The organism is Spongiactinospora sp. 9N601 (assembly GCF_044326295.1).
GTDB lineage: Bacteria > Actinomycetota > Actinomycetes > Streptosporangiales > Streptosporangiaceae > Spongiactinospora > Spongiactinospora gelatinilytica.
The window spans coordinates 68,143-80,599 of record NZ_JBIRBB010000012.1; the positions used below are offsets into that span (position 1 = coordinate 68,143).

Below are 12,457 nucleotides of genomic sequence, written 5' to 3' on the forward strand. Positions count from 1 at the left end.
AGGTTACGCGCACTGGATCACCGAAAGCTATCGGACCCGTGCGAAAGTCTCGGGCCGCGACAGAATGGTCGCCCGGGAGAACGGCCACACGATCGCGAAGGCGCGGCCGATCACGTCGTCCTCGTCGACCGGGCCGTTGTACTCCTCGCGCGAGTCCGACGACGCCGTACGGTGGTCGCCCATCACCCACAGCTTGCCCGCCGCCAGCTTGGTCTTGAACTTCCGCTTGGAGGGGTAGTCGTCGGGGTGGATGTAGGTCTCGTCCAGCGGCACCCCGTTGACCGAGATGCGGCGCTTGGCGTCGCAGCACTCGACGGTGTCGCCGCCCACCGCGATCACCCGCTTGATCGTGTCGCTGCCGTCCCAGCCGCGGAACACGATGATGTCGCCGCGGTCGGCCGAACCGTGCAGTTTGTTGACGATGACCCGGTCGCCGATCTGAAGGGTGTTCTGCATCGACTCGGAGGGGATCCAGAACTGCCCGATCACGAACGCCTGCAGCAGCAGCGCGATGACCACGCCGATGGCGATCAGGCCGACCGTCTCGCGCAGGGTCCCGCGCTTCTTGCCGGCCCGCTCGCCCTTCGGCCGCTTCTTCTCGTCCTTGGTCACGGTCATCGGCTGCCGGGGCGCCTTCGCAGCAGGCGGCGGCGCACCAGGACCAGGGGCACCGCTCCGGCGAAGCCGAGCACCAGCGGGGTGGCGCCGCCGACCGCGGCGGCAGCGTGCAGCGCGGGCTGGGCGAAGGTCTCCGGGATGGGCAGGGTCGCGGCGCGGGAGAACGGCCAGACGATGACGAAGGCGCGGCCGACGACGTGGTCGGCGGGGATCGTACCGCCGCCGGGGTCGCCCATGTGCGAACGCGAGTCGAGGGACACCGAACGGTGGTCGCCCATCACCCACAGCCTGCCGGGCTCGACGGTGACCTCGAAGTACTTCTGCGAGGGCACATCGCCCGGATAGAGGTAACCGTCCTCTTCGATGGGCGTGCCGTTGACCGTGATCCGGCCCTTGGAGTCGCAGCACTTCACCTTGTCACCGGGGACGCCGATGACGCGCTTGATGTAGTCCTTCTCGCCGGGCACCATGCCGAAGGCGGTACCGATCCAGCGGAAGAAGGCCGAGACCGGGTTGGACGGCTCCTCGAACTGCACCTCGCCGTCCCAGGAGTCGACCCCCGAGAACACCACGACGTCGCCGCGCTCGATGTCGCGGGTGTGGTAGACGAGCTTGTTGACGAGGACCCGGTCATTGGTGAGCAGGGTGTTCTCCATCGACTCCGACGGGATGTAGAACGCCTGAATAACGAACGTCTTGATGATGAATGCCAAGACGAGCGCCACAACTACCAGGACGGGCAGTTCGCGCCAGAACGAACCCTTTTTCTCCTTGCCGCGTTTTGCGGCCTTCTCGGTGTCTTCCGCGACCACGTGCACCTCGTCCTCGGCGGGGGTGTGCGCGGCCGCGCCAGACCCCGGGTCCTCGTTAGCCATTGGTGACGAGCCTAGATGATGCGCGGTGCCAGAGGGTGGGCAGACCGCCTCGGAAAACCCGCGCGTCGCCTTCCGCACGGGCGTCACAGCCGTTCACGGACACGTTTACCCCTTTACGTCCCGGGACCTGGGAATGTCTCCGGCTTTGCGAAACCGAATGGCCCGCGCCCACCGGGGCACGGGCCAATCGGACGACCGGCGGCGCGGGGTCACTGCGCGGCGGTCACTTGCCGGAGGGGGCCGCCTCACGCTTCTCGCGGATGCGGGCCGCCTTACCGCGCAGGTCGCGCATGTAGTAGAGCTTGGCGCGGCGGACGTCGCCACGGGTCACGAGCTGGATCTTCTCGATGATCGGGCTGTGCACCGGGAAGGTGCGCTCCACGCCGACGCTGTAGCTGACCTTGCGGACGGTGAAGGTCTCCCGCGCGCCACCGCCCTGGCGGCGCAGCACGAAGCCCTTGAAGACCTGGATGCGGGACCGGTTGCCCTCGACGACGCGGACGTGCACCTCCAGAGTGTCGCCCGGGCGGAAGTCCGGGACGTCGGTGCGCATCGAGGCTTTCTCAAGCTCCTGGATCTGCGTGTGCATGGCTACGGTCCCTACATAGACGCGAGCCCGCGGAGGTCCGTCCGGCCGCGCGGTGAGGCGCGGCGTCGCGGCGGACACGCGAGCTGACTGGTTTGACGTGCGGTGTCGATGAGGCCGGCTTGGCGAGCCCGGCCACGGCTCACCGACCGATGGACAGTCGGCGACAGCGATTCAGTCTGCCACATCTTCGCGCCACATCGAAATCGGCCTATGCGGAGACGGCGCCCGTCAGGGCCGCGGCTCCTCGCCGGACTCGGAAAGGACCTCCCGGTCGCGCTTGTCGAGCGTGTCCGGGTCCAGCCGCGTCACCAGGTCCGGCCGGTTGCGGACGGTACGGCGCAGCGCCTCGTCCCGCCGCCACCTGGCGACCTTCCCGTGGTGGCCGGACAGCAGGATCTCCGGCACCCGCCGGCCCCGCCACTCCGGGGGCTTGGTGTAGACCGGCCCTTCGAGCAGGTTGCGCATCGCGCCCGGCGCGAAGGAGTCGTCGGCGGCCGACAGCTCGTTGCCGAGCACCCCGGGCAGCAGCCGCCCGATCGCCTCCACCATCACCAGCACGGCCACCTCACCCCCGGCCAGGACGTAGTCGCCGATGCCGACCTCGTCCACCCGGGTCCTTGCGGCGTACTCGTCGATCACGCGGGCGTCGATGCCCTCGTAGCGCCCGCAGGCGAACACCAGCCACGGCTCGGCGGCGAGTTCCAGCGCGAGTTCCTGGGTGAAGGGCCGGCCGCTCGGCGTGGGGACCACCAGGCGCGGCGGAGCCGAGGGGGAACGCGCCGCGACGGCGTCCAGGGCCTCACCCCAGGGTTCGGGTTTCATCACCATTCCGGGACCGCCGCCGTAGGGGCTGTCGTCCACGGTGCGGTGCACGTCGTGGGTCCAGTCGCGGAGCTGGTGGAGGGTGATGTCCAGAATGCCGCGTTCGCGGGCCTTGCCGATCAGCGAGACGTCGAGCGGCGCGAAGTACTCGGGGAAGATGGAGATGATGTCGATGCGCATGGGGTCTCAGACGGACTCGTCCGGGTCGAGCAGGCCGGGGGGCGCGTCCACGACGAGCAGCCCGGCCTCCAGGTCGATCTCCGGCACCAGAGCGCGTACGAACGGCACGTAGACCTCGCGCCCGTCGGTGCGCCGTACGACCAGCAGGTCCTGGCCATGGTGCAGCACGTCGGTGACCCGGCCGACAGGCTCGGCGCCCGGCGCGGCCACCGACAGGCCGATGAGCTGGTGGTCGTAGAACTCGTCAGGGTCGTCGAGCGGCGGGGAGTCGTCGGACTCCACGAGCAGCAGTACGCCCCGCAGCTCCCCCGCGGCGTCGCGGTCGTGCACGCCGGCGAACCGCACCAGCAAGAACCCCGAGTGCGGGCGGACCTGCTCGATGACCAACGGCCCCGCGGACGCCGGATCGGTGGCGAGGGACGCGCCCGGGACGAACCGCAGCGCCGGGTCGTCGGTCCGCACGTCCACGCTGACCTCGCCCCGCACGCCGTGCGGCCGGCCGATGCGTCCCACGACGAGCTGCACGAGAACTGACCTCCATGGGCGCATGTCCGCGCGCCCGGCGAAGAACGGAAGCGGTACCCCACCTGCACGGTGCCTCGCTACCCGAGGAATGTGAAAAGCGCCCCGGCGAAGCCGGAACACGGCCGGCCCACGACACGATGGAACGTGGGCCGGCCGGAAAGGCTCGCGAGGTCAGCGGGCTTCGCTCAGGTCGAGCAGGTCGACGCGGACGAACTTGCCGTCGGCCAGCGCGTTCACGACAGTGCGCAGCGCCTTGGCGGTGCGCCCGCCACGGCCGATGACCTTGCCGAGGTCGTCTGGGTGAACCCGGACCTCCAGCACGCGCCCGGTGCGAATGCGCCGGCCGCGGACACGGACCTCGTCAGGATGCTCGACGATGCCCTTGACCAGGTGTTCAAGGGCCTCTTCAAGCACCTCAGGCCCCGCCTTCCGAGGACTCCTCGGCCGCAGCGGCGGGGGCGGCTTCGGCAGTGGGCTCCTCGGCCTTCTGCGACTTCCTGGACTTGCGCTGCGTGGTGGCGGCACCGCCGGTGTCACCGGACAGCGCCTCCTTGGCCGCGGCCTCGTAGATGGCGTGGCGGTCCGGCTTGGGCTCGGCCACCTTCAGCGGCGGCGGGGCGGGCTCACCCTTGAACTTCTGCCAGTCGCCGGTGAGCTTGAGCAGCTTGAGCACGGGCTCGGTCGGCTGCGCGCCGACGCCCAGCCAGTACTGAGCGCGCTCGGACTTGACCTCGATACGCGAAGGGTTCTCCTTCGGGTGGTACAGACCGATCTCCTCGATCGCCCGGCCGTCCCGCTTGGTGCGGCTGTCGGCGACGACGATGCGGTACTGCGCGTTGCGGATCATCCCGAGCCGCTTGAGCTTGATCTTGACTGCCACGGGTGTGGTCTCTCCTGGACATTCGAGCGTGGGTGAACGGCGTCTCATCGAGTGGGGCACGACGGGAAGTCCGTCCGAGGGACAGACGGCCGGCGAGGATGAGAGGGCACCCGCGTGGCCGTGTTGTTCCAACATGCCATTGTGCCAGATCGAACGGCATGCGGCGCACTCACACGACGATCGTGACCTGATTGGCCCGAATCGGCCGCCGACGGCACCGATTCAGCACCGTCATTTGGTTCAGTTCTGGCCGGGCAGCTTGAGCTTGGAGGGGTCGAAACCGGGCGGCAGCTCCAGACCGGGGGGCAGCTTGCCGCCCAGGCCCGGCGGCAACTGCTGTGCCGGGATGTCGCCCCCACCGGGCTTCCTGCCCAGCGCCGCCTTGCGCGGGTCACCGCTGACCCTGCGCCCCTTCTTGCCCTTCTTGGCGGCCTTGGCGGACTTGCGCCCGCCTCCGCCGCCGGGCATGCCTGGAATGCCCAGGCCGCCCGCCATCCGCTTCATCATCTTCTGGGCGTCGAAGAAGCGGGTCACGAGGCTGCTCACCTCGGTGACGCTCACACCGGACCCGCGGGCGATGCGCGCCCGGCGGGAGCCGTTGATGATCTTGGGTTCGGCGCGCTCGCCGGGGGTCATGGAGCGGATGATGGCGGCGATGCGGTCCAGATCACGGTCGTCGATCTGGTTGAGCTGGTCGCGCATCTGCCCCATGCCGGGCATCATGCCGAGCAGATTCTTGATCGGGCCCATCTTCTGGACCATCGCCATCTGCTCAAGGAAGTCGTCGAGGGTGAAGCCGTCGCCCGAGGTGAGCTTGCCGGCCATCTTCTTGGCCTGCTCTTCGTCGAACGTCTTCTGGGCCTGCTCGATGAGGGTGAGCACGTCGCCCATGTCGAGGATCCGCGAGGCCATCCGGTCGGGGTGGAAGGCGTCGAAGTCGCCCAGCTTCTCCCCGGTGGAGGCGAACATGATCGGCTTGCCGGTGATGTGCCGCACCGAAAGGGCCGCGCCGCCCCTGGCGTCGCCGTCGAGCTTGGTGAGCACGACGCCGTCGAAGCCGACGCCCTCCATGAACGCCTGCGCCGTCGTGACGGCGTCCTGGCCGATCATGGCGTCCACCACGAACAGGATCTCGTCGGGCTGGACGGCGTCGCGGATGTCGGCCGCCTGCCGCATCAGCTCCTGGTCGATGCCCAGGCGGCCCGCGGTGTCGATGATGACGACGTCGTGCTGCTGCCGCTTGGCGTGGTCGATGGACCGGCGGGCCACGTCGACCGGATCGCCCACGCCGTTGCCCGGCTCGGGGGCGAAGACCGCCACCTCGGCGCGCTCGCCCACGACGGCGAGCTGCTGGACGGCGTTGGGCCGCTGCAGGTCGGCGGCCACCAGCATGGGCGCGTGGCCCTGCTCGCGCAGCCAGCGGGCCAGCTTGCCGGCCAGCGTGGTCTTGCCCGCGCCCTGGAGGCCCGCCAGCATGATGATCGTCGGCGGGGTCTTGGCCAGGCGCAGCCGCCGCGTCTCGCCGCCCAGGATCTCGACCAGCTCGTCGTTGACGATCTTCACGACCTGCTGGGCCGGATTGAGCGCCTGGGAGACCTCGGATCCCCGCGCCCGCTCCTTGACATGGGCGACGAAGGCCCGTACCACGGGCAAGGCGACGTCGGCCTCCAGCAACGCGATGCGGATCTCGCGGCAGGTCGCGTCGATGTCGGCGTCGGAGAGCCGTCCCTTGGCACGAAGGGAGGAAAAGACCGATGTCAGGCGGTCGGAAAGCGTCTCGAACACGTGATGGCCAGCCTCTGCGCGTCAGGTCCTGCGTCAGGTCGTGCGGTCGTGCAACGGAGTCGTGCGCCGCCTGGGAGCGTCTCGCACAGCGTGCTCCACACGTTCCCGGGCGACTCAGCCTCCCAGCCTAACCTCTGACGGGCGTTCAGCGTCCCCCACCGGGTACGGCCATGCGAATCGTCAGCGCGTGCTCCACCAAAGTGATCAATGTTGATTTGACCGACTCGCGCACCCGCGCGTCGGTCTGGACGATGGGGATCTGCGGGGCCAGGGTCAGCGCCTCGCGCAGTTCCTCCTCGGTGTGGGAGTAGTGGCCGTCGAAGCCGTTGACCGCCACGATGAACGGCAGATTGGCCTCCTCGAAATAGTCCACGGCGGGAAAACTGTCGGCAAGCCTGCGGGTGTCGATCAGCACCACCGCGCCGATCGCGCCGCGCACCAGGTCGTCCCACATGAACCAGAAACGGTGCTGACCGGGTGTCCCGAACAGGTAAAGGATCAAATCCCGGTCCAGCGACACCCGGCCGAAGTCCATCGCCACGGTGGTCGTCGTCTTGAGCGGCGTAAGGGCCGTGTCGTCGATGGCCGCGCTCGCGTTCGTCATCATCGCTTCCGTGGTCAGCGGCAGGATCTCTGAAACCGCCCCGACGAAAGTCGTCTTCCCAACGCCGAAACCGCCCGCCACGACGATTTTCGTCGAGGTCAGGCCGCCATTCCGATTAGAGTCTGCGAAGTCCACTGAGCACCCTTTCCAACAGATTGCGATCCGGCTTGCCCGCCTCCAAGGTCGTCTGGTGCACCTGGACCAGCCCCTCGGCCGCCATGTCGGCGACGAGGATCCTGGTGACGCCGAGCGGGATACGCAGCAGCGCGGAGATCTCGGCGACCGACCGCACCTGCCGGCACAGCGCACTGATCGCCTGGTACTCGGGGGTCCGGTGGGTCAGATCGTGCTGCAGGGAGGTCAGCGAGGAGACCAGCGCCTCCACTGCGAGCTGCGTACGGGGGGCGGTGCGCCCGCCCGTCACGGCGTACGGCCGGACCAGGGAACTCTGCTCCCCGGCCGGAGGCGGCGTGAGGTGATGCGCCCCACCGGTGTTCCGGTGGGGATCGTCCACGGGGTCGTACAGGGGGTTGTGTGGCATTCCGCCCCCTAGCGGACGGCCATCATGAAAGCCATGTCCTGTCACGGCGACCTCCTAGGGTCCCGCCCATCACCGTGGATGGGCGGCCTGGAGCTCCGCGCGTACGGCGGGCGTGAGCACCTGCCCGGCCCGCTCCACGAGAAGCGTCATCTGATAGGCCACCAGACCCATGTCGCAGTCGGGCGCCGCCAGCACCGCCAGGCAGGACCCGTCGCTGATCGACATGATCAGGAGCAGCCCGCGCTGCATCTCCACCACCGTCTGCGTGACCGCCCCGCCCTCGAAGACCCGGGAGGCGCCCTGGGTCAGGCTGATCAGCCCGGCCGCCACGGCGGCGAGCTGGTCGGCCCGGTCTCTGGGGAAGCCCTCCGAGAAGGCCAGCGGCAGACCGTCGGACGACACCACGACGGTGTGCGCCACCCCCGGCACGTTGTGCACGAAGTCCGTGATCAGCCAGTTGATACCGCGTGCCGCCTGGCTCAGTTCTCGCACTGCCCCTCCTCGATCGCGTGCGCCCGGGCGCTCGCGCCATGCATATGAACCCGCTTGATCACGAGTCCTCCTTGCTGTGTTCGATATTCCAGGTGAAGTCGGTGGGGGCCGGTTCCCCGGCCGGTTCGACGGCCGGTTCGCCGCGCGCGGCGGCACGGGCCTGCCGTACGCCCTGCTGGAAGCCCGCCAGGCGGTCGCGCACGGCCTCCGGCGACACGGGGGGCCTGGGGGGCACGGGCGCGGGCAGCGCGGCGGGCACCGGCACGCCCTGGGACCGGGCGGCGACCGCGCCGGGCAGCAGATTGGCCTTGGGCACGCGCTTGGGCAGTCCGGCGTGGGTGATGCCGCCGAGCGCGGGCCCGCCGGCGACCTGCGCGGCGGCCTTGTAGCCGGGGTCGGCGGGAGAAGTCCATTGGCGGGGGTCCGGCGGCGGGGCGTCCTCGCCCGGCCGGCCGGACTCCTCCCGCGGGCTCGCCGCGCGGAACCAGTCGGACTCGACCGCCGCGAAGATCGGCAGGTAGTCGTCAGGGTCGCGGTGGATGCCGGAGCCGTTGGCCCGCGCCACGGTCTCGGCGAGCGCCCGGTCCTGCGCACCGCCGGTGATCCGGTCGATGGGGCCGGTCGCCTCCGCGGCCGAATCATGGAGAACGGGGGGTTCTGGGGGGACGTGCACGTCCCAGGCGCCGGAGTCCCCGCCGCGCGGTCTGTCGCTCCACATGTCCTCGCGGGGCGCGGGCGCCTGAGGTGTGAACATGGGAGCGGGCGCGGGACCACCGAACACGCCGCCCGGCGCGAGCGCCGCCTGCCGTTCGTGCGCCGCCCGCGACACCCCGTTCCACGGTTCGGATTCGGCCAGCAGCGTGTCCGGCACCAGGACCATGGCGGTGAGCCCGCCGGTCTCCTGCTGGCGGAGCTGGACCCTGATCCCGTGCCGCAACGCCAGCCGCCCGACCACGAACAGGCCCATCCGCCGCGACACCGACACGTCCACCACCGGCGGGTTGGCCAGCCGCCAGTTCGCCTGGGACAGCTCCGCCGCGGTCATCCCGATCCCGACGTCGCTGACCGCGATCATCATGCCGCCGCCGTCGATCCGGTTGGTGGACACGGTCACCGCCGTCTCGCTCGGCGAGAAGGAGATGGCGTTCTCCACCAGCTCGGCGATCAGGTGGACGAGGTCGTTGACACCGGAGCCGACCACGGCGGGGCCGGTCGGGATGCGCAGGGCGACCCTCTCGTAGTTCTCGATCTCCGACAGCGCGGCGCGGGCCACGTCGATCAGCGGCACGGGCCGGCTCCACCTGCGGGCGGGCTCCTGCCCGGCGAGCACCAGCAGGTTCTCGCTGTTGCGCCGCATGCGGGTGGCCAGGTGGTCGAGCCGGAACAGGTTGCCCAGCCGGCCCTCGTCCTGTTCGCCCTGTTCCAGGGACTCGATGAGGGTGAGCTGCCGTTCGACGAGGGTCTGGGAGCGTCTGGACAGGTTGACGAACATCGCGTTGACGTTGTTGCGCAGGGTGGCCTCCTGCCCGGCCAGCCGTACGGCCTCGCGGTGCACCTCGTCGAACGCCCGCGCGACCTCGCCGATCTCGTCGCGGGTGGTCACGCCGATCGGCTGGAGGGCCTCGGACGCGGCCGTCTCGCCGCCCTCGCGCAGGGCGTTGACCGTCTCGGGCAGGCGGCGTCCGGCGACCTCCAGCGCGGCGTCGCGCAACCGGCGCAGCGGGCCGGCCAGCGAGCGCGCCATGACGGCGGTGATGCCGAGGACCATGAGCAGCAGCAGGGCCACCGCGACGGTGACGGACACCGCGCCGCGGCGTTCGCGGTCGCGGAGTTCGAGGCTGGTCGTCACGATCCAGGCGCCCACGCGGCGTTCCACGACGCGCATCCGCTCGATGGTGTCGCTCGCGGCGTCGAACCAGCGGTCGAGTTCGTGGGCGGCGAGCGGCACCGGGGGGACCGGGCGCTCAGCGGACCGGGAGACGGGGCCGCCGGTGGCCGCGATGACGGCCCGCAGCCGCATGTACTCCGCCCGGTCCACCTTCTGGCCGGTGACGGTGTCGTCGTAGAACTGGCGCTGGGCGAGCGTCGCCTCGGACTTGAACGTGGCGAGCGCGCTCTCCCGCTCGGCGCGGGCGGCGGCCAGCTCGTCCACCAGGGTCGCGCTGAAGCCGCCGGAGGCGATGGCCACCGACAGCAGGGCACGTTCGCTGGAGGCGTGCTCCTTGGCCTCGGCCAGCGCCTGGAACGCGGTGACCCCGTTGGCCAGCGTCTCGCCGCCGGACAGCCCCTGGCCGATCTCGTCGTGTACGGCCAGCAGGTCGTCCACGATCCCGTTGTAACGGTAGAGCACCGGCTCGGCGCCCACTTCGGTCTGTACCACGGACGCCCGCACACCGTCGAGTTGTTTCAGCCGGGTGCGAATCTGGGTGATCTCGCCGGCCACCCGCGGGGAGCCGCTGCCGGCGAGCGCGGCGTCGAGCCCGCGGCTCACCTCGCGGCGCAGGTCATCGACGGTCTGCTGTTCCTGGACCCGCAGGCTCTCCAGGTCCTCGGCCCGCCGCCCGGCCGCGACGAACCGGGCCGCGAGGTCGCGTTCCAGTTCCAGCTCGTGGGCGAGGTCGCCGAGCGTGATGGCGAACGACGCGAGCGCGCGCGCCCGCTCGTACTCCTCCGCCTCGGCCACGGAGTCGGCGATGCGGAACCCGCCGAGCACGACTCCCGCCATCGTCGGGATGAGCACGAGCACGATCAGCCGGGACCGCACCCGCCAGTTGCGCACGGACGGCCACCTGCCGCCGGGCGTCGCGTGGGAGGCGGCGGAGGGCAGGGCGCCCTTGGAGGCCCGGCCTGACTCGCCGCCCGGTTCACCGCCCGCGCGGTGGCCTCGTCTCCCGCCCCGCTCCCCCTGCGTCGTGGTGGCCGCCAAAGGGGCCTCCCAGTTGCCGCGATCGCCGCCCGCCTTGTCCGGATACGTCCCCTGCGCGCCCGGATGCGGACCTACGGGCGCGGGTAAGGCACCCGGGCCGCGGTCGCGGCCCGTGGGGGGTGTTGCAGTCATCAGCGTGCGAAACCTCTCCTCGGACGCGTGGCGGCGAGAACCAGGAGGCGCCGAGCTCGTGGGGGGTCACTGTGGGGGTCACTGTGTACGTGGGGCGAGGGTTCATTTGAGCACAAGTGGTCACACTGGGCCAATGCCTCAAAGGCACCAATTTTCATTTCAATCGCAATTGTGAGCAACCGAATCACGCCTACTTAAACTACGTTTACAACCTGTCCGAAACTAAGGGACGCTCCATGAAGGACGCTCGTTGAGCGCCCGGACGTCCATATCCGTGATCCGCTTCTGGACGGCCGCCATATCCGCCAGCTCGGCGGGGGTGAGCACGTCCGCGATATCGGCGAAGCCGTGCGGCGCACGCTCGAGCACCTTGCCGATCGTCTCCTCCATCGGCAGTTCCCGGTGGGCGAGGACCAGCCTGGCGGTGGCCTCCCGCCGCTGATCCTCGTAGTCGGCGAGGGCCGCGGGCACGTCGGGCGCGCGCAGCGCCACCGCCCGGGCGAGCACCCGCGCGTCCAGTACGGCCTGCGATCCGCCGTTCGACCCGACGGGGTACATCGGGTGGGCCGCGTCGCCCAGGAGGGTCACCCGGCCCTCGCTCCAGAAGGGCAGCGGATCCCTGTCCGCCATGGGGTGCTCCAGTATTCGGTCACTGGCCCGAATCAATTCCGGCACGTCCAAATAGGGCAACCGCCAATCCTCGTAGTGGGCCAGAACGTCGTGCAGGCATCCCACCCTGGACCAGTCGGCGGCCGGGGCCGGGCCCGGCTCGCCGACCTTGACCTCGGCCACCCAGTTGACCAGCGCCCTGCCGCGCGCCCGCTCCCGCGCCGAGATCGGGTAGGCGACGATCTTCGCCGCCCGGTTGGACCCGGCGACCAGCAGCGTCATGCCGTCCAGGAACTCCTCCCGGCCGGACGCCGTCCCGCGCCACATCCGGATCCCGTTCCACAGCAGCGGGCCCTCCGAAGGGTGCAGCCGGGCCCTGACCGTGGAGTTGACGCCGTCCGCGCCGACCAGCAGGTCCGCGTCCTCCTCCATCAGGCGGCCGGAACACGCCTCGCGCAGCCGCGCGGTGACCCGGGCCGCGTCCTGAACGTAGTCCTCGAAGACCAGCCCGGTCCGCACGCCGTCCGGGCCGAGGCGCTCGCGCACCGCCCCCAGCATCAGCATCTGGAGTTCGCCCCGGTGGATCGAGTACTGCGGCCAGTGGTAACCGGCCCCGCGCCCGCGCGGCAGGGACAGGATCTCCCCGCCGTACCTGTCGGTGTAGGACAGGTAGCTGGTGGGCACCCCGATCTCGGCCAGCGCCTCGCCCAGCCCCAGTTCGGTCAGCTCGCGCACGGCGTGCGGCTGCAGGTTGATGCCGACGCCGAGCGGGCGCAACTCCGCCACCGACTCCGCGATGACGCAGTCCACGCCGGCGGCGTGCAGGCTGAGCGCGGTGGCGAGCCCGCCGATCCCGGCGCCGATGATCAGGACACGCAT

At 70.4% G+C, this 12,457-nt stretch carries 13 protein-coding genes; all 13 read right to left on the reverse strand.

From position 1 onward, the window contains the following. Positions 1-27: 27 nt before the first annotated feature. The 13 genes from lepB (ACH34R_RS27465) to ACH34R_RS27525 all read right to left on the reverse strand — a co-directional run bounded on the left by lepB (ACH34R_RS27465) (position 28) and on the right by ACH34R_RS27525 (position 12,457). Positions 28-618 carry a signal peptidase I gene (gene lepB, locus ACH34R_RS27465; protein ID WP_397564419.1) on the reverse strand — a complete coding sequence of 197 codons (591 nt, stop codon included), beginning with the start codon at positions 616-618 and terminating at the stop codon, positions 28-30. Beyond that, positions 615-1,493: a signal peptidase I gene (gene lepB / locus ACH34R_RS27470; RefSeq protein WP_397564420.1), complete on the reverse strand. Its 879-nt coding sequence runs from the start codon at positions 1,491-1,493 to the stop codon at positions 615-617. Before lepB (ACH34R_RS27470) ends, lepB (ACH34R_RS27465) begins: the two co-directional genes overlap by 4 nt. Positions 1,494-1,716: 223 nt before the next feature. Beyond that, positions 1,717-2,082 carry a 50S ribosomal protein L19 gene (gene rplS, locus ACH34R_RS27475; RefSeq protein ID WP_397564421.1) on the reverse strand — a complete coding sequence of 122 codons (366 nt, stop codon included), beginning with the start codon at positions 2,080-2,082 and terminating at the stop codon, positions 1,717-1,719. A 228-nt stretch (positions 2,083-2,310) separates the two neighbouring features. Next, positions 2,311-3,084 (reverse strand): tRNA (guanosine(37)-N1)-methyltransferase TrmD, encoded by a 774-nt coding sequence (gene trmD / locus ACH34R_RS27480; protein ID WP_397564422.1) that lies wholly within the window; start codon positions 3,082-3,084, stop codon positions 2,311-2,313. Positions 3,085-3,090: 6 nt separating this feature from the next. Next, the gene (gene rimM / locus ACH34R_RS27485; protein WP_397564423.1) at positions 3,091-3,609 is read right to left on the reverse strand and encodes a ribosome maturation factor RimM; all 519 of its coding nucleotides are present in this window, start codon (positions 3,607-3,609) and stop codon (positions 3,091-3,093) included. 171 nt (positions 3,610-3,780) lie between these two features. Next, the gene (locus ACH34R_RS27490) at positions 3,781-4,023 is read right to left on the reverse strand and encodes an RNA-binding protein (RefSeq protein WP_111165585.1); all 243 of its coding nucleotides are present in this window, start codon (positions 4,021-4,023) and stop codon (positions 3,781-3,783) included. 1 nt (position 4,024) lies between these two features. Continuing rightward, complete coding sequence (gene rpsP / locus ACH34R_RS27495; RefSeq protein ID WP_397564424.1) at positions 4,025-4,489, reverse strand: 30S ribosomal protein S16; 465 nt, start codon at positions 4,487-4,489, stop codon at positions 4,025-4,027. 240 nt (positions 4,490-4,729) lie between these two features. Beyond that, positions 4,730-6,274 (reverse strand): signal recognition particle protein, encoded by a 1,545-nt coding sequence (gene ffh / locus ACH34R_RS27500; protein ID WP_397564425.1) that lies wholly within the window; start codon positions 6,272-6,274, stop codon positions 4,730-4,732. A 145-nt stretch (positions 6,275-6,419) separates the two neighbouring features. Further along, complete coding sequence (locus ACH34R_RS27505) at positions 6,420-6,980, reverse strand: GTP-binding protein (RefSeq protein ID WP_397564613.1); 561 nt, start codon at positions 6,978-6,980, stop codon at positions 6,420-6,422. 13 nt (positions 6,981-6,993) lie between these two features. Then, positions 6,994-7,419 (reverse strand): DUF742 domain-containing protein, encoded by a 426-nt coding sequence (locus tag ACH34R_RS27510; protein ID WP_397564426.1) that lies wholly within the window; start codon positions 7,417-7,419, stop codon positions 6,994-6,996. A 69-nt stretch (positions 7,420-7,488) separates the two neighbouring features. After that, on the reverse strand, positions 7,489-7,902 hold the full coding sequence (locus ACH34R_RS27515) for a roadblock/LC7 domain-containing protein (protein WP_199536697.1): 414 nt from the start codon (positions 7,900-7,902) through the stop codon (positions 7,489-7,491). Positions 7,903-7,969: 67 nt separating this feature from the next. After that, positions 7,970-10,837, reverse strand: a complete 2,868-nt coding sequence (locus ACH34R_RS27520) for a nitrate- and nitrite sensing domain-containing protein (protein WP_397564428.1) — start codon at positions 10,835-10,837, stop codon at positions 7,970-7,972. 354 nt (positions 10,838-11,191) lie between these two features. After that, positions 11,192-12,457, reverse strand: coding sequence for a flavin-dependent oxidoreductase (locus ACH34R_RS27525; protein ID WP_397564429.1), 1,266 nt, complete (start codon positions 12,455-12,457; stop codon positions 11,192-11,194).

What these genes read in the sequence shown, in the direction of transcription:
- ACH34R_RS27510 (WP_397564426.1), bottom strand. Translation starts at nt 7,419, where the DNA reads ATGCCACACAACCCCCTGTACGACCCCGTGGACGATCCCCACCGGAAC.
- lepB (WP_397564420.1), bottom strand. Translation starts at nt 1,493, where the DNA reads ATGGCTAACGAGGACCCGGGGTCTGGCGCGGCCGCGCACACCCCCGCC.
- ACH34R_RS27525 (WP_397564429.1), bottom strand. Translation starts at nt 12,457, where the DNA reads ATGCGTGTCCTGATCATCGGCGCCGGGATCGGCGGGCTCGCCACCGCG.
- rplS (WP_397564421.1), bottom strand. Translation starts at nt 2,082, where the DNA reads ATGCACACGCAGATCCAGGAGCTTGAGAAAGCCTCGATGCGCACCGAC.
- trmD (WP_397564422.1), bottom strand. Translation starts at nt 3,084, where the DNA reads ATGCGCATCGACATCATCTCCATCTTCCCCGAGTACTTCGCGCCGCTC.
- lepB (WP_397564419.1), bottom strand. Translation starts at nt 618, where the DNA reads ATGACCGTGACCAAGGACGAGAAGAAGCGGCCGAAGGGCGAGCGGGCC.